General features: G+C 62.1%; 18 protein-coding genes. 13 read left to right on the top strand and 5 right to left on the bottom strand.

What is annotated here, in order from left to right; all coding sequences use genetic code 11:
* Window positions 1-126: 126 nt before the first annotated feature.
* Window positions 127-645, bottom strand: coding sequence for an A24 family peptidase (locus tag A3A9_RS0123675; protein ID WP_027061003.1), 519 nt, complete (start codon window positions 643-645; stop codon window positions 127-129).
* 181 nt (window positions 646-826) lie between these two features.
* Complete coding sequence (locus tag A3A9_RS0123680; RefSeq protein ID WP_027033013.1) at window positions 827-1,003, bottom strand: Flp family type IVb pilin; 177 nt, start codon at window positions 1,001-1,003, stop codon at window positions 827-829.
* 357 nt (window positions 1,004-1,360) lie between these two features.
* Between A3A9_RS0123680 and A3A9_RS0123685 the strand changes: the two genes are divergently transcribed.
* The 3 genes from A3A9_RS0123685 (at window position 1,361) to A3A9_RS0123695 (ending at window position 3,167) form a co-directional block, all read left to right on the top strand.
* Window positions 1,361-1,783, top strand: coding sequence for a pilus assembly protein N-terminal domain-containing protein (locus A3A9_RS0123685; RefSeq protein ID WP_027061004.1), 423 nt, complete (start codon window positions 1,361-1,363; stop codon window positions 1,781-1,783).
* 134 nt (window positions 1,784-1,917) lie between these two features.
* Window positions 1,918-2,508, top strand: a complete 591-nt coding sequence (locus A3A9_RS0123690) for a TadE/TadG family type IV pilus assembly protein (protein ID WP_027061005.1) — start codon at window positions 1,918-1,920, stop codon at window positions 2,506-2,508.
* A 35-nt stretch (window positions 2,509-2,543) separates the two neighbouring features.
* Window positions 2,544-3,167: a TadE/TadG family type IV pilus assembly protein gene (locus tag A3A9_RS0123695; protein ID WP_027061006.1), complete on the top strand. Its 624-nt coding sequence runs from the start codon at window positions 2,544-2,546 to the stop codon at window positions 3,165-3,167.
* Between the two features lie 7 nt (window positions 3,168-3,174).
* On the opposite strand, the gene A3A9_RS0123700 is transcribed toward A3A9_RS0123695, so the two are convergent.
* Complete coding sequence (locus tag A3A9_RS0123700) at window positions 3,175-4,098, bottom strand: phosphate/phosphite/phosphonate ABC transporter substrate-binding protein (RefSeq protein WP_027061007.1); 924 nt, start codon at window positions 4,096-4,098, stop codon at window positions 3,175-3,177.
* 214 nt (window positions 4,099-4,312) lie between these two features.
* On the opposite strand from A3A9_RS0123700, the gene A3A9_RS0123705 reads away from it, so the two are divergent.
* The 9 genes from A3A9_RS0123705 to A3A9_RS0123745 all read left to right on the top strand — a co-directional run bounded on the left by A3A9_RS0123705 (window position 4,313) and on the right by A3A9_RS0123745 (window position 14,087).
* Window positions 4,313-5,554, top strand: a complete 1,242-nt coding sequence (locus A3A9_RS0123705) for a phosphopentomutase (RefSeq protein WP_027061008.1) — start codon at window positions 4,313-4,315, stop codon at window positions 5,552-5,554.
* Window positions 5,547-6,437 (top strand): bifunctional DNA-formamidopyrimidine glycosylase/DNA-(apurinic or apyrimidinic site) lyase, encoded by an 891-nt coding sequence (gene mutM, locus A3A9_RS0123710; RefSeq protein ID WP_027061009.1) that lies wholly within the window; start codon window positions 5,547-5,549, stop codon window positions 6,435-6,437. The genes A3A9_RS0123705 and mutM overlap by 8 nt, the downstream gene beginning before the upstream one ends.
* 31 nt (window positions 6,438-6,468) lie before the next feature.
* Entirely contained in the window at window positions 6,469-7,242 is a 774-nt protein-coding gene (locus tag A3A9_RS0123715; RefSeq protein ID WP_027061010.1) for an enoyl-CoA hydratase, read from the top strand.
* Window positions 7,243-7,423: 181 nt separating this feature from the next.
* A complete protein-coding gene (gene rpsT, locus A3A9_RS0123720) occupies window positions 7,424-7,690 on the top strand; it encodes a 30S ribosomal protein S20 (RefSeq protein WP_027033005.1) in 267 nt (88 codons plus the stop codon).
* A gap of 850 nt (window positions 7,691-8,540) precedes the next feature.
* The gene (dnaA, locus tag A3A9_RS0123725) at window positions 8,541-10,085 is read left to right on the top strand and encodes a chromosomal replication initiator protein DnaA (RefSeq protein ID WP_027061011.1); all 1,545 of its coding nucleotides are present in this window, start codon (window positions 8,541-8,543) and stop codon (window positions 10,083-10,085) included.
* A gap of 385 nt (window positions 10,086-10,470) precedes the next feature.
* On the top strand, window positions 10,471-11,589 hold the full coding sequence (gene dnaN / locus A3A9_RS0123730; protein ID WP_027061012.1) for a DNA polymerase III subunit beta: 1,119 nt from the start codon (window positions 10,471-10,473) through the stop codon (window positions 11,587-11,589).
* Window positions 11,590-11,672: 83 nt separating this feature from the next.
* The gene (gene recF, locus A3A9_RS0123735; protein WP_027061013.1) at window positions 11,673-12,812 is read left to right on the top strand and encodes a DNA replication/repair protein RecF; all 1,140 of its coding nucleotides are present in this window, start codon (window positions 11,673-11,675) and stop codon (window positions 12,810-12,812) included.
* A gap of 31 nt (window positions 12,813-12,843) precedes the next feature.
* Entirely contained in the window at window positions 12,844-13,596 is a 753-nt protein-coding gene (locus A3A9_RS0123740; protein WP_027061014.1) for a molybdopterin-synthase adenylyltransferase MoeB, read from the top strand.
* Between the two features lie 14 nt (window positions 13,597-13,610).
* The gene (locus A3A9_RS0123745; protein ID WP_033838757.1) at window positions 13,611-14,087 is read left to right on the top strand and encodes a GNAT family N-acetyltransferase; all 477 of its coding nucleotides are present in this window, start codon (window positions 13,611-13,613) and stop codon (window positions 14,085-14,087) included.
* Window positions 14,088-14,121: 34 nt separating this feature from the next.
* Here the strand turns inward: A3A9_RS0123745 and A3A9_RS0123750 are convergent, their stop codons facing one another.
* A complete protein-coding gene (locus A3A9_RS0123750) occupies window positions 14,122-15,123 on the bottom strand; it encodes a 2-hydroxyacid dehydrogenase (protein ID WP_027061016.1) in 1,002 nt (333 codons plus the stop codon).
* A 148-nt stretch (window positions 15,124-15,271) separates the two neighbouring features.
* On the opposite strand from A3A9_RS0123750, the gene A3A9_RS0123755 reads away from it, so the two are divergent.
* Window positions 15,272-15,829 (top strand): SH3 domain-containing protein, encoded by a 558-nt coding sequence (locus A3A9_RS0123755; protein ID WP_033838758.1) that lies wholly within the window; start codon window positions 15,272-15,274, stop codon window positions 15,827-15,829.
* On the opposite strand, the gene A3A9_RS0123760 is transcribed toward A3A9_RS0123755, so the two are convergent.
* The gene (locus tag A3A9_RS0123760; RefSeq protein ID WP_027061018.1) at window positions 15,819-16,199 is read right to left on the bottom strand and encodes a DUF4260 domain-containing protein; all 381 of its coding nucleotides are present in this window, start codon (window positions 16,197-16,199) and stop codon (window positions 15,819-15,821) included. The genes A3A9_RS0123755 and A3A9_RS0123760 overlap by 11 nt on opposite strands.
* Window positions 16,200-16,226: the final 27 nt, after the last annotated feature.

A 16,226-nucleotide genomic window follows, 5' to 3' on the forward strand; every position in this document is an offset into this window, starting at 1 on the left:
GATCGTGATTAATTTAAGGTTTACATAAATTAGCTGCATCATGCCGCGACCCAGCAACGCCGCCAGCTTTCCCCTCTTCAAGGCGTATCCGGCAGAAGAGAACCAGAAAAATAAATTGGATCGAGCTCAGCTCGCCAGCCTTGCCAGCGCCCACACCATCAAAGGCGAATCCGGATAAGTCAGCAGCCCGCCAAGGCCGAGCGCGATCCCGTAGGGAACGCCGGTCTTCTCATCCGCGAAATGACGCAGGAACGGATTTTGGCCAGTAAAAGCAGCCAGCGGCGACTTCCGGTAAAGCAGGATGGCGATTGTGAGCAGGCCGCCGATCAATGTCGAGGCCACGAGATATTGGACGAGTTGGATATTGAGCCCCATCCACACGGCCGTGGCGGCCAGCAGCTTGGCATCGCCCCCACCCATGCCACCCATCGCGAACAGGCCGAACGTCACGGTCAGGACCAGGGCGCCGGCGGCGAAGTGCAAACCATACGCCGCCCATTCCATACCCGTCAGCGGCGCAACCAGCGCGAAGACGACGACAAGCAGCACTGACACGCGGTTGGCAATCGTCATCGACAGCATGTCGGAGATCGCGGCAAACAGCATGCAGAATGGAAAGACGACAAAGATCAGGGCTTCAAGCATCGGCGCTCATGCCTATTGTCCGAAATTGATGGGGCTCAATCTAGCTTGGCTCGATTAACGATTGATGAGACCCGTGACGAAAAGGCGACTGGTTTTGCTGCGCCAAAACAATCAGCATAAAAACAGGGGCCGCCATGTGGCGGCCCCTGCCCAGAACGCTATGTGCGATCAATCGTAAGTATCAGCCGCCGCTGGAGTTCAGCGTGGTGCCGATAGCCGTGAACTTGGCGTTGATTGCGTTGCCGAGTGCGCCAGCGCCGGTGATGATGGCGAGCGCGATGAGGGCGGCGATCAGACCATATTCGATGGCGGTCGCGCCGGATTCGTCCTTCACGAAACGTGCAAAAAGGTTAGACATTTGAGAGCTCCTACTCCACGTGTTACAGCACTTCCGTCAACTTCTGTGGTGGTTGATCGGATGCTGCCAATCTAGGAAGAAGCTCTTTCGATCGGCTTAATAAACAGCCTTACCGATTCCTTTCCCGGCTCGAACATATTGCGTGGTTAACCCCATACTAAGCGCTGGCTAAAATACCGTTCCCCAGGCCAACGCCGCAAAAGGCAAGGACTCACGGAAGTTCGCGGCCCCGCGCGAATCCGGCCATGCGAGCGGCCATGCCGGTCGCTGCATCCGGTGGCGGCAAGCCGGCTTAACCGTTGGTTCACCAATCTCGTTCATGTTCTGTTGAACAGTCTGCTTGCGTGGAGCGCCTTGATGGCCGTGCCGAGATCCTCAATCCTGATTGCCGCACTTCTTGCCGCCACAAGCCTGATCACGCCCGCCAGGGCCGGCGCCGGCATCGAGGTCACAATGAATCAGGCCAAGATCGTGAAATTGTCGCGCCCCGCCGACACGATCGTCGTCGGCAACCCGGCAATCGCCGATGCCTCCGTCCAGGACGCCTCGACGATCGTGCTCACCGGCAAGGGTTTCGGTGTCACCAATCTCGTCGTCCTCGACCAGGAGGGCAGCCCGATCGTCGACGCGCAGGTCACCGTCGTGCGGCAGGCAGCTTCATCGGTCCGCATCTACCGGCGTGCCGAGGTCCAGACCATGTCCTGCACGCCCTATTGCGAAAGCTCCTATAAGAGCGAGGCCGAAAAATCCTCCGAAAACGAGATGAGTGGCAGCAAATAGCCGGCGCCGACTGTCGTGCGAGTTACCGGCTGGTTAAAACGCCCGCGCCGACTTTAACGATCATTCACACCGGACCTCAATTGGTTTGCGCTAATACACCTGTCGGAACCGTCCAGGGGTGGCAGGAACAGGGTATGGGCAAGGAATTCGGCTCGACAGGTCAGCGCAAGGTGGAGCGCGCCAGTTTTTTCAGACGTTTCATTCGCGACAGGCGAGGCGCCACGGCGCTGGAGTTCGCGCTGCTGGCATTGCCGTTCGCCCTCCTCGTCTTCGCCATCCTTGAAAGCTGCATCTCATTTGCCGGCCAGGAAGTGATGGCCAACATCACCGACGATGTCGCGCGCCAGTTGCGCACCGGCCAGTTGAGGCCGGCCGATGTCGCCGGGACCAAATTGACGACCCTGATCTGCGGCAAACTGGAGATCATCGTCTCCACGGATTGCCCACAACAGCTGCTGGTGGACCTGCGCCAGTATACGACTTTCGCCGACGCGGCCACGGCGAGCTTCCAGATCCAAAACGGCGATGTCGTGCTGATGCAAGGCACGAGTTCACAGACTTTCGCCAACTCGCCGGGTCCGGCGGAATCGAGAAACATGCTGCGGGTCTTCTACAAATGGCCCGTCATGACCGATCTGATGGCGAAGTCGATGGCCAATCTGAGTGGCGGCAGGACGCTGCACTTTGCGTCCGTGACCTGGCAGAACGAACCGTTCGACAATTGAATTCGCAGACACCAACAAGAAAAAAGGCAATGGGCATGATGCGTGCGGGGGCACATCCGGGAATTGCGGGACTCTGGAGCAAGGCAGCGGGATTCTGCTCCAATCGCCGTGGCGTGGCGGCGGTCGAATTCGCTCTGATCGTGCCGATCCTGCTGGTCATGTACTTCATGACAATGGAGGCTTCGCAGGCCATCGAGACCAGCAAGAAGGTCAGCCGCATCGGCAGCATGGTCGCCGATCTCATCACGCAGCAGTCGACCATCGTCAAGGCGGATCTCGATGCCATCATGCAGATCGGCACGTCAACCATCCAGCCCTACAACCGCTCGACGCCAAACATCACCATCACCGCGATACAGGTCACCACCGATAACCCGGTCAAGGTCTTGGTGGTCTGGTCGCGCAAGGTGGTGGGCGGCGTCAACAGCGTCGGTGCCACCGCGGGTACCGCGACGACGGTTCCGGCAACGCTCAAGGTGGCCGGCACATTCCTTATCCGCGTCGACAGCAATCTCGCCTATGCGCCAATTATCAACTGGCAGTCGGACACCAAGCAAAAGCTCGGATTGACCCCGTCGCTGACCACCACGATCTCGATGGGCGAGACCTACTATCTGCGCCCGCGCCGAAGCCTGACCATCCCCTGCGGCGATTGCTGAAGACTTTTCATTGCTGCCCACTATTGGCCGACACCAGGCGCACGATGGCTTCCGCCGTCGCATAATCCTTCGGAGCCACGGTTGCGAAGCCGCCGGAATGTTTCGATTCCAGGAGATCGTAGACATCCGGCGTCGTCGATTTGAGGTTGGTGAGGAACACGGTCAGCCGACGCTTGGCTTCAGGGTCGAGATCACTGCGCACGGTATGGGGACCGTATCTCAGCAAGGGCGACGTCCACACAACCTGGAAAGCCGACGGCGAAAGACCGGCCAATTCGAGCCTTGCCTGCGTGCCATCAGACAATAATGGCTGGCCGTCGACTGTGGCCGTCACCCAACCGAACACAGCGTCGGCCTGACCGTCGAAGAACATTTTTTCCGCCGCCGACGCTGAATCGGCATGGACCAGAAACGGTGAGTCATCCGCGATCGCGACATGCTCGGCGGCGAGCCCCGCCAGCGGCAAAAGCGCGCCACCGATGCTGTCTTGCGGTGGCATGGCGATCCGGTGCGTCGCCATCGCCGCCAGATCCGGCAGCTTGCCGTTCCTGGTCAACAGGACGGAACGAATGCCGGCCGCGCCGTTGGAATCGACCGGAGCCACGAGCGGCTCGACGCAGCCGCAGCGTTGCAGCGCCGTGGCGTAGGCGGTCGCCGAATAGATGGCATATTCGATGCGGCTATTGGCCTGCGCCTCGATCAATGCTGCATAATCGCGCGCGACCACGAACTCCACCTTCATGCCAAGCGCATTGGTAAAGGCCTCCGTCAACACAGCCAGCCCCGGAACGGTGTTGCCGGCGCCAGGCTCGGCGACAATGCCTATGCGAAACGTGCCGATATCATCGCGCCAGTCGGCTCGTGCGGGACCAGACCAGAGCGCTCCATGCACGACTATGAGGGCGCCGCACGCCTTCAGCACAGCTTTCATGACAAGACCGTCGTCTGTTTTCCTCGATCCATGTCCCATGTCCGGCGTGTCGCAATACCTTTTGTGTTTATCCAAGTCGTTGCCCCAAAACCGCCGGGCACTTTCGGGCGACATGGACCGACTATCGCGCCAAGCCATTGCCGTTTGGTTTCCGAATTGCCAATGCCGCCGTGGAACCCTATGTCTGGTCGTCCACACTGGCAACAATGACCCGATGGCGCGTGCTTTCCTCTTTGTCCTGGATTCTTTCGGCATCGGCGGCGCGGCCGACGCCGAACGCTACGGCGATGCCGGCGCCAACACGCTCGCGCACATCGCCGAGGCTTGCGTGGAAGGCCGTGCGGATCGCGAAGGCCTTCGTCAGGGACCGCTGTTTGTCCCCCACATGGCATCGCTCGGGCTCGGCAAGGCAGCCGAGACGGCGACAGGATTGGGTTTTACCCATTTCGGGACGGATCTGCTCGCCAATGCCTTCCACGGCGCGGCGCAGGAAGTTTCGAGCGGCAAGGATACACCTTCCGGCCACTGGGAGATCGCAGGGCTGCCGGTGCGCTTCGATTGGGGTTATTTCCCGGATACGGTTCCCGCCTTCCCGGCTGATCTGACCGCGGCGATGATCCGCGAGGGCGAGGTTTCGGGCGTTCTCGGCAACTGCCATGCGCCGGGCACCGAGATCATCGAACGGTTCGGCGAGGAACACATCCGCACCGGCAAGCCGATCTGTTACACATCAGTCGACTCGGTCCTGCAGATCGCGGCGCATGAAGTCCATTTCGGGTTGGACCGGCTTTATGAATTCTGCCAGGTGGTGCGACGGCTGGTTGATCCATTGAGGATCGGGCGGGTGATCGCGCGGCCGTTCGTCGGCGAAACCGCCGGCACCTTCCAGCGGACCTACAACCGTCATGACTATGCCGTGCCGCCGCCGGAGCCGACCCTGCTTGACCGGCTGACGGCGCGCGGAAGCCGCGTCATCGCCGTCGGCAAGATCGGCGACATCTTCGCCCATCGCGGGATTTCGGAAGTGCGCAAGGCCGCCGGCAACATGGCCATGTTCGACAAGGCGCTTGGTGCGATGAACGATGCCGGCGATGGCGATCTCGTTTTTGCTAATTTCGTCGATTTCGACACCGAATTCGGCCATCGCCGCGATGTCGCGGGCTATGCCGCCGCGCTTGAGGCCTTCGACCGGCGACTGCCGGAGGCATTCGCACGGCTGCGGCAGGGCGACCTTCTCATCCTGACGGCCGATCACGGCAATGATCCGACCTGGCGCGGGACCGATCACACGCGTGAACGCATCCCGGTTATCGGCACCGGACCAGGCTTCAGAGGCGGCGGCATCGGACTGAGAGCAACATTCGCCGATATCGGCGAGACGGTCGCTGAGCATCTCGGGCTGGCGCGTGGCCACCACGGCACTTCTTTCCACGCGATGATTGGCGGCCATGCCTGAATTACCCGAAGTCGAAACGGTCCGGCGTGGCCTGCAGCCGGTCCTGGAAGGCGCCCGCCTGGCCAAGGTCGAGGCGCGACGGCCAGATTTGCGGTTCCCCTTTCCCGAGCGGTTTTCGGAACGGCTCACCGGCAGGACGATCACCGCGATCGGCCGCCGGGCCAAATATCTGATCATCCATGTGCAGGACGGCCCGGTGCTGATCTGCCATCTCGGCATGTCGGGCTCCTTTCGCATCGAGGCGGACGACGACAGCGAGACACCGGGAGTGTTTCACCATGAACGCTCGAAAAGCACGGCGCATGACCATGTCGTGTTCCATGTCGTCTCCGCGGCCGGCGCCCGGTCCCGCGTCATCTTCAACGACCCGCGCCGCTTCGGCTTCATGCTGTTTGCGGAGGAGCTGCCGGAAACGCATCCGATGCTGGCCGGACTGGGCGTCGAGCCGACGGGCAATACGCTGGACGGCGTGCTGCTCGCCTCGTTGCTGAAGGGCCGCAGATCGCCGCTGAAGGCCGCACTTCTCGATCAGAGGCTGATCGCGGGTCTTGGCAATATCTACGTCTCGGAGGCGCTGTGGCGCGCTCGCCTGTCGCCCTTGCGCGAGGCGGGCACCATCGCCAAGCCGGCCAAGAAAGCCAGGGAACAAAGCGAACGCCTCGCCGAGGCGATCCGATCGGTCATATCAGATGCCATCGCCTCCGGCGGGTCTTCGCTGCGCGACTACATGCACACCGACGGGTCGCTGGGCTATTTCCAGCATTCCTTCGCCGTCTACGACCGCGAGGGCGAACCTTGCCCGAGGCCCGGCTGCGGTGGCCACATCGAGCGCATCGCACAGAGCGGACGCTCGACCTTCTATTGCCGGACATGTCAGCTCTGAGTTAAATCGGCTTGAGCGAGGAGAAGCAGCCATGGCCTTTGAAACGATCATCACCGAGACGCGCGGCAAGGTCGGGCTGATCACACTGAACCGGCCAAAGGCGCTCAACGCGCTGAATTCCCAGATCCTCGCCGAGCTGGTCGCAGCGGTGAACGGTTTCTGCGCCGATCCGGGCATCGGCGCCATGGTTATCACCGGTTCCGACAAGGCCTTTGCCGCCGGCGCCGACATCAAGGAGATGCAGGCGATCTCCTATGTGGACGCCTACAGCCAGGACTTCTTCGTCGGTTGGGAAGAGTTCACGCGGGCGCGCAAGCCGATCATTGCGGCAGTGGCCGGCTATGCGCTGGGAGGCGGCTGCGAACTGGCGATGATGTGCGATTTCATCATCGCCGCCGACACCGCCAAGTTCGGCCAGCCCGAAATCACGCTTGGCGTCATTCCCGGCATGGGCGGATCGCAACGCCTGACCCGGTTCGTCGGCAAGTCGAAAGCGATGGACATGTGCCTGACCGGACGGCTGATGGATGCAGCGGAAGCCGAGCGCTCAGGCCTGGTGTCGCGGGTCGTGCCTGCCGCCGAACTTGTCGAGGAGGCCGTCAAGGCGGCGGCCAAGATCGCCGATTTCTCCCTGCCGTCGGTGATGATGGCGAAGGAAGCCGTCAACCGTTCCTATGAGACGACGCTAGCCGAAGGATTGCGGTTCGAACGCCGCCTGTTCCACTCGCTTTTCGCGCTCGAAGACCAGAAGGAAGGCATGGCCGCCTTCGCCGAAAAGCGGAAGCCGAATTTCACCAATCGGTAGAGCGTCGCCGGCCCGCGATCGAAACGCTGTGGTGTCGGCCAAAAAGAACGCCAGGCAGCGTTGACGCGCCGGAAAAGCTGAACTATAAGCCGCACCAACCGAGGCGGCCCCGTGGCTGCCCGTTTGTTTTTTGCGCCCTGCGGCACGCCGCGTGCGCCGACCAGATCAGAAGAGAGGCATCATGGCCAACACATCCTCGGCCAAAAAGGCAACGCGCAAGATCGCCCGCCGTGCGGCGATCAACAAGAACCGCCGCTCGCGGGTCCGCTCCTATGTCCGTCAGGTTGAGGAGGCACTGGCCTCCGGCGACAAGACCGCGGCACAGGCTGCTTTCAAGGCTGCCGAGCCGGAATTGATGCGTGCCGCAACCAAGGGCATCCTCCACAAGAACACCGCGTCTCGCAAAGTGTCGCGGCTGGCTCAGCGCCTCAAGGTGCTGTCGGCCTGATATAGCCTTCCAAACCGATCTTCTTCAAAGCCCGGCCGATTGAGCCGGGTTTTTTCGTTTGCCGGCAAGCACTTAAAAAGAATGCCCGCAAACGGCGTTTGAAGCGCATTCCCGACTTCGAAATGCTTTGCCGGCACAGGCATGCCTGCTGATGGTTGACACGCCTGAAAAGTGATGGCGTTAAAATTCTTAACCATCAGAAATAATCTATATTTTTCAAATATTTACCCATGGTCATCCACACCTTGTCCACAGAGCGTCAAGGGGACGGGAGGACAACTGCCTGTCAAGCGAATTATTTCAGAATATTTCGCACCGGCCCGGCTTTTTCATATTCTTCGGAAAAGGGTTTGAATCACAATGGCTTTGTCAAAATATGCCGTTGCGGCATGTGGCTCGCACCAGCCCGAGGTAACCAGATTCCTTAAAAATCAGTTAGGGGTGGCCTTGCCCTATCCACAGCGTTTTCGGTAATGTTGGGTCATCAAGAGGGACGGGCCTGTGGCCCTTAACCAAGTCCGAATCGGCCAGCGTAAATTGGCGGGATTTGCAACGCGGATCAAGTCCGTGAACGGGATTGGTTTGTCTTTTTTGATGTGGGTAAGGGGACTGGCGTAACAAGACATGGCAGGTAGACGGCGCGCCGGCGCTCTTTCGCCGGACGGTGTTGTATTGCCCTGACATACCCAACGCGGACTGGCTTCCATGGGCCGGCACCGGTTCCCCTTGGATCGTGGCGACGTTCATCTGCCGGCGGCGGCAGCGGACATCGTAGCAAAGACTTAGGTCGCCGGAACACGGATGCAGGAGGCGCATCCCCGGCGGAAAACAGGTACAGAAGGAAGAGATCATGCAGAGCGGCATCGAAAGGGAGCTTACGGGCGACCTCCCATTTCCTGGAACTTTGATCGGAGCAAACGAGATGGCGGTCTCCAGCGACGCGGAACAGAAGTTCGACCGGGTCAAGACCCAGTTGAAGGCGCGTCTGGGGGTTGAAGTCTATTCGAGCTGGTTCGGCCGCATGAAGGTCGCGGAGGCGTCCAAGGGCATTGTCCGCATCTCGGTGCCCACCGCCTTCCTGCGCTCGTGGATCAACGGCCACTACCATGACCTCATTTCCGAGCTGTGGAAGCACGAGGATCCCGAACTCCTCAAGATCGAGATCGTCGTGCGCAACGCCACCCGCCAAGGACGCAGCCCTGTCGAACCGGAATTGGCGCCGGCACGCAAGATGACGCGGCAGACACAGACGGTGCTGGCCGCGGGCACCGCAAGCCCAGGCAGGGTGGAGCGGTCTCCCGTGCCGCGTCCCGGCGCTGCGGTCGAGAGCGAATTCCGCCACAATGTGCTCGGATCGCCGCTGGACCCGCGCTACACGTTCGGCTCGTTCATCGAAGGGCCGTCGAACCGGGTGGCCTTCGCCGCGGCCAAGGCCGTGGCGGAATCGCAGTCGAGCGCGGTGCGCTTCAATCCGCTTTTCCTGCATGCCACCGTCGGGCTCGGCAAGACCCACCTCTTGCAGGCCATCGCGGCTGAATCGCTGAAGCAGAACCCCAAGTCCCGCGTCGTCTATCTCACCGCGGAGTATTTCATGTGGCGCTTCGCCACCGCGATCCGCGACAACAACGCGCTGACGCTCAAGGAGCAGCTGCGCGACATCGACCTCTTGATCATCGACGACATGCAGTTCCTGCAGGGCAAGTCGATCCAGCATGAATTCTGCCATTTGATCAACATGCTGCTGGACAGCGCCAAGCAAGTCGTCGTCGCCGCCGACCGGCCGCCGTCCGAGCTGGAATCGCTTGAGCCGCGCGTCCGCTCGCGCCTCAATGGCGGCGTCGCGCTCGAAATGTCGGCTCCGGATTTCGCCATGCGCCTCGGCATGCTCAAGCTGCGCCTGGCCACGGCCAGGGTCGACGACGCATCGCTCGACATCTCGGAAGAGATCCTCAATCACGTCGCCCGCACCGTGACCGGCAGCGGACGTGAACTGGAGGGCGCGTTCAATCAGCTGCTGTTTCGCCAGTCCTTCGAGCCGCAGATCACCATCGACCGCATCGACGAGATCCTTGGCCACATCTATCGCACCGGCGAGCCGAAGCGGGTCCGCATCGAGGATATCCAGCGCATCGTGGCGCGCCACTACAACGTGTCGAAGACGGAGCTTTTGTCCAACCGGCGTACGCGCACAATCGTCAAGCCGCGGCAGGTCGCCATGTACCTGTCGAAGGTGATGACGCCGCGCTCACTGCCCGAAATCGGACGGCGCTTCGGTGGCCGCGATCACACCACGGTGCTGCACGCCGTGCGCAAGATCGAGGACCTTTCCGGCAACGACAACACGCTGGCCCAGGAACTCGAGCTGCTGCGGCGGCTGATCAACGACCAGGCCTGACCGGTCAAGGACAGGCAAGCCAGAACTGCACTGGAATTCAATGGCTTGCCTGCCTGGCCCTGGACCCGAAGCGGGCTCGCGACCTAGAGCAATTCCAGGAAAATCGTGAAACGGTTTTCCCGGGAAAGCGCATAGCGCTTTCCCTTGGGAATTGTGTCAAAATAGAGCCTGGAGACGATCCGGATTCCGGATTCAGCACACCGGCTGGCGGTCTTCGTGGCCTTTATCCCCAGAAAGCCCGTGCAGCCGGCCCGAACCGGTGGCGCGGGCTTGCGTTCGCTGGCTTTTTCCTGTCAGTTTACGCAGATTCTGAGCCTGTTCAGACCTTTCGCGGGGCGCCGCCAGCCGGAGACCCGCTCATCCTTTCAAGCGAGCCTGTTTCGTCATGCGTGTTATCCTGGAACGGTCAAATCTCCTGAAGTCGCTCAACCACGTCCACCGCGTGGTCGAACGGCGCAACACCATACCGATCCTGTCCAATGTGCTGCTCAGCGCCGAAGGCGCCAGCCTCGAAATGAAGGCCACCGACCTCGACCTGGAGGTGACGGAAGCAACACCTGCCAAGGTGGAGCGCGGCGGGGCGACGACGGTGCCGGCACATCTGCTCTACGACATCGTGCGCAAGCTGGCCGACGGCGCCGAAGTGATGCTGAAGACGGATGAGGACGGCAACGCCATGACGGTGACGTCGGGCCGCTCGAGCTTTCGCCTGCAGTGCCTGCCGCAGTCCGACTTCCCCGAGCTTTCGGCCGGATCCTTCTCGCATATCTTCAGGCTCGACTCGGTTGCCCTGAGAGGCCTGATAGAGAAGACGCAGTTCGCCATCTCCACCGAGGAGACGCGCTATTATCTCAACGGCATCTACCTGCACACGCACGAAGTCGGTGGCAAGCTGAAGCTGCGCTCGGTGGCGACGGACGGCCACCGCCTGGCGCGCGCCGAAATCGACGCGCCAGCCGGTTCCGAGGGCATGCCGGGCATCATCATTCCGCGCAAGACGGTGAGCGAGTTGCAAAAGCTGGTCGATGATCCCGATATCGCCGTGACCACGGAACTGTCGGATACCAAGATCCGCTTCACCATCGGCAGCGTGGTCCTGACCTCCAAGCTGATTGACGGCACCTTCCCCGATTATCAGCGGGTCATTCCGACCGGCAACGACAAGAAGCTGATCCTTGATCGCCAGAGTTTTGCTGCCGCAGTCGATCGCGTCTCGACCATTTCCTCCGAACGCGGCCGCGCGGTGAAGCTTTCGATCAGCGAAGGTCAGGTGACGCTTGCGGTCAACAATCCGGATTCTGGCAGCGCCACCGAGGAACTGTCGGCTGACTATTCGTCTGACCCGATCGAAATCGGCTTCAACGCCAAATATCTGCTCGATGTTGCCGCGCAGTTGACCGGCACGGAAGCCAAATTCATGCTGGCCGATGCCGGTTCGCCGACGCTGATCCACGACATGGCCGACGAGACCGCGCTTTACGTGCTCATGCCGATGCGGGTATAGGCGGCGCGCATCCTCAACAAGGTTCTGCGGTCGAACTGGCAGCAAGAACAATGGCTTCGGCGACTTCTACAGGCGGATAGCGGTTGCCGGAACAGACTCATATAAGTAAGCTTACACTTACCAATTTCCGCAATTACGCGGCGCTGGCGATCGACCTGGGCCCAGGCCCTGTGGTCTTTTCCGGCGATAACGGCGCCGGCAAAACCAACCTCCTCGAAGCGATTTCCTTTTTGACGCCGGGGCGCGGCCTGCGCCGTGCCCCTTACGGCGATGTCGCGCGCGAAGGCGGCGACGGCGGTTTTGCGCTCCACGCCCGGCTCGACGGACCTGACGGTCAGGTCGAGATCGGGACGGGCATTTCCGGTGCGGACGGCGAAGCCGGCAGGCGGGTGCGCATCAACGGCGCCACCGCGCGGTCGGCCGAGGATATGCTGGAGTGGCTGCGCGTGGTGTGGCTGACGCCGGCCATGGATGCGTTGTTCACCGGACCGGCTGGGGATCGCCGGCGCTTTCTCGACCGGTTGGTGCTGGCGATCGATCCCGGCCACGGCCAGCGCGCGATCGATTACGAGAAGGCCATGCGCGGCCGTAACCGATTACTTACTGAAGGCTCGCGGGATATCAGTTGGTTCGAGGCGATCGAGACGCAAATGGCCGAAACCGGTGTCGCCATTGCGGCGGCGCGCGCCGAACTGGTGCGCTTGCTCGCCGCCATGATCGACAGGCTACCCGACACGGGACCATTCCCGCAGGCCGACATCGGCCTCTCGGGCGATCTGGAAACCGAGATCGCCAGTGCGCCTGCGGTCGATGTCGAGGAGCGGTTCCGGCGCGCGCTTGCCGATGGCCGTGATCGTGATCGTGCCGCGGGACGAACGCTCGAAGGCCCGCACCGTTCCGATCTCCTGGTGAGGCACAGGCCCAAGGCAATGCCGGCTGAACTCTGTTCGACCGGAGAGCAGAAGGCATTGCTGGTTGGCATCGTCCTGTCTCACGCGCGACTGACCGGCGAGATGTCCGGGATGACGCCAATCCTGCTGCTGGATGAGATCGCAGCACACCTCGACGGTGGCCGGCGCGCGGCGCTGTTTTCGATCCTGGAGGAATTGAACTGTCAGGCTTTCATGACGGGGACCGATGCGGCGCTGTTTTCCAGCCTCAAGGGGCGAGCGCAATTCCTGACCGTCGACCATGGTACGGTTGGGCCAACCGAAGACGCCTGACAAGGTTTTTGCGCCGAGATATGGTCCTGATATGACCACCGCGCTCACCACCGACGAGATCGAACGCTATGCCCGCCACATCGTGCTGCCCGAAATCGGCGGTGCGGGCCAGCAGAAGCTCAAGCGAGCCCGGGTCCTGGTGATTGGCGCCGGCGGACTGGGTGCGCCGGTGCTCGAATACCTTGCCGCGGCCGGCGTCGGCACGCTCGGCATTGTCGACGACGACACCGTGTCGCTCTCCAATTTGCAGCGCCAGGTCATCCACGGCACCGATACGGTCGGCATGCTGAAAACCGATAGCGCCAGGGCGGCAATCGCCCGCATCAATCCCAACACCGCGGTCGAGACGCACACATTCCGGATGACCCCGGACAACGCCCCAGCTCTCATTGCCCGCTATGACATCGTCGTCGACGGTTCCGACAATTTCGAGACCCGTTATGCGGTGGCCGACGCCTGCGCCAGCGAGCGCAAACCGCTGGTGCATGCCGCCGTCGGTCGCTTCGACGGCTCCGTGACGGTGCTCAAGCCTTTCGAGGACGGCAGGGATGGCAAGCCGAACCCAGGGTATCGCGACCTCTTCCCCGAGGCCCCGCCGCCGGGTCTGGTGCCGTCCTGCGCCGAGGCCGGCGTGCTCGGTGCCCTGACCGGTGTCGTCGGCACATTGCAGGCGATGGAAGCGATCAAGTTGATCACCGGCATCGGCGAGCCACTTGTCGGCCGGCTGCTGCTCTATGATGCACTTTCAGCGCGCTTCGAAACGATCCGCTACGCCAGGCGCTGACCTTGGAGTGGACCATGCCCCTCTCCATCGACCGTATCCCGGCTGATTTCAGCCGCTGGGATGATGTGCTCGCCCTGATCATGCGCGCCTTCGCGTTCATGGACGGTGTCATTGACCCGCCGTCCTCTGCCCACCTGCTCACCATCGACACGCTGCGCGGCAAGGCTTTGCACGAGACCGGCTTCGTGGCGCTCAATGGCGACAGGATCGTCGGCTGCGTCTTCGCCCTTGAAAGGGCCGATGACCTTTATGTCGGCAAGCTCGCCGTTGCCCCGGACTGCCAGGGGCAAGGCATTGGCCGGCGGCTGATGCGGGCGGTCGAAATTCTTGCGCTCGACCGCGGCAAGGCGGCGCTGGAGCTTCAGACGCGCATCGAGCTCACCGCCAATCATGCCGCCTTTGCCAGCCTCGGTTTCCACGAGACCGAGCGGACGGCGCATGAAGGCTACGACAGGCCGACCTCGATCACCATGCGCAAATCTATTTCGTAAGTCGTTGCTTACCTAAAGGCGAGCGCCGATAATTTCAGGTCCTGAGTGGCAGCACACGGTCCGGCGGGCGGTGACCGTCAACGAACGCCCTGATGTTAATGATGACCTTCTCGCCCATATCGATGCGGCCTTCGAGCGTTGCCGAGCCCATATGCGGCAAAAGCACGACCTTGTTCCTGGCGGCGAGCTTGAGCAGCTTGGCATTGAGCGCCGGCTCGTGCTCGTAGACGTCGAGGCCGGCGCCGGCGATCTTGCCGTCCTGGATCAGCTTGACCAGCGCCTCTTCGTCGATGATGTCTCCGCGCGCAGTGTTGACCACATAGGCGGTGGGCTGAAGCAGGGCCAAGCGCCGGGCCGACAGCAAATGAAAAGTCGCGGGTGTCGACGGACAATTGACCGAGATGATGTCCATGCGGGCGAGCATCTGGTCGAGGCTCTCCCAATAGGTCGCCTCCAGCCCGTCCTCGACCGCCGGCAGCACGCGATGGCGGTTGTGGTAGTGGATGGAAAGGCCAAAGGCCCTGGCCCGCCGGGCAACGGCCGTGCCGATGCGTCCCATGCCGACGATACCGAGCCGCTTGCCCCAGATGCGCCGGCCAAGCATCCAGGTCGGCGACCAGCCGGCCCATTTCTTGTCGCCGGTCAGCACGTTGGCGCCTTCGGCCAGCCGGCGCGGCACCGCCAGCATCAGTGCCATGGTCATGTCGGCGGTGTCTTCGGTGAGCACATTGGGCGTGTTGGTGACGGTGATGCCCTTCCTGGCCGCCGCCGCCACGTCGATCTTGTCGACGCCATTGCCGAAATTGGCGATCAGCTTGAGGTTGTCGCCGGCCTGGGAGATCAGCGCCGCGTCGATCTGGTCGGTGACCGTCGGCACCAGCACGTCGGCCTCCTTCACCGCAGCAACCAGTTCCGGCTGCGTCATCGGCCTGTCCTCGACATTCAGCCTGGCGTCGAACAGCTCGCGCATGCGGGTCTCGACCGGGTCGGGCAGTTTTCGCGTGATGACCACGAGAGGCTTCTTTTTGCCTGCCATTGTTTCCCTCGTTGAGACCTCTTTAACCAAGACCGGCGAAACTGAAAGCCGGTCGCGGTAGCCGATTTACCCATGTAACAAGCGGTGCCGCCGAAGACAAAGAAAAAGGGGCGCCGAGGCCACCGAGCGGGCGCCGAAAGGAACGAAAGTGTCTGGTTTCGCGTCGCTTCGCCTGACCCTCAGCGCAGCATTTCTCGGCGCTCTGCTTTATTCTCCGCTTGCTGCCGCGCAGAGTGCGGCGGCACCCGTCCAAAGTGTCACGCTCGGGCCGAGCGGCCTGCCGCTGCCGCGATTCGTCAGCCTGAAATCCGGCCGCGTCAACTCGCGCGTCGGCCCGGGCGCCAACTATTCGGTCGACTGGATGTATATGAAGGCCGGCCTGCCGATGGAAATCATCCAGGAATTCGACACATGGCGCCGCGTGCGCGATGCCGACGGCTCGGAGGGCTGGATCAACCAGTCGCTGCTGTCAGGACGGCGCACCGCGATCATCGCGCCATGGCAGCGCGGCAAGGGCGCCCAGATCAATATGCTCAGAAGCCCCGACAAGGATGCCAGCGTGGTGGCGATCATCGAACCGGGCGTCATGGGCACGATCAAGGCCTGCGACGGCCAGTGGTGTGAAATGACGCTCGACGGGCACACCGGCTGGCTCGCCCAGGCGGCGGTCTGGGGCGCCTATCCTGGCGAGCGGGTCAAGGACTGAGGTCGTTACGCTTGCGCCCGATTCGGCCGAGATGGGTGTCCTGGAAACCGGTCGACAGCTTCAGGCCGTAGCCGAGCGCACGATCGATGGCGATGTGAGCGATCCAGATCAGCGCAACCGCGATTGCTGCCGCACTGCCGGACAGGTGACCGGCGAGCAGCAGCAGCACGGGTACGATCAGGATGTGCAAGGCGTTGTAGGCGATGGCGCCGATGCGCGGGCCACCGAGATAGCCGAACATTGACAGGTCCGGCGCCAGGATAAGCGCTGCAAAGAGCCGCCAGGAAGCGCCTGTCGAAGCATAGAAGACGATGGCGACCACCGCCACGACGGCCCATTCAAGCCGGATTATCAGGTCAAGGGGTTTCATCCCAGACCGATCATTCGGGCCTGACCG

Origin of the sequence: Mesorhizobium loti CJ3sym (assembly GCF_000472785.1) — a bacterium.
Lineage (GTDB): Bacteria > Pseudomonadota > Alphaproteobacteria > Rhizobiales > Rhizobiaceae > Mesorhizobium > Mesorhizobium loti_E.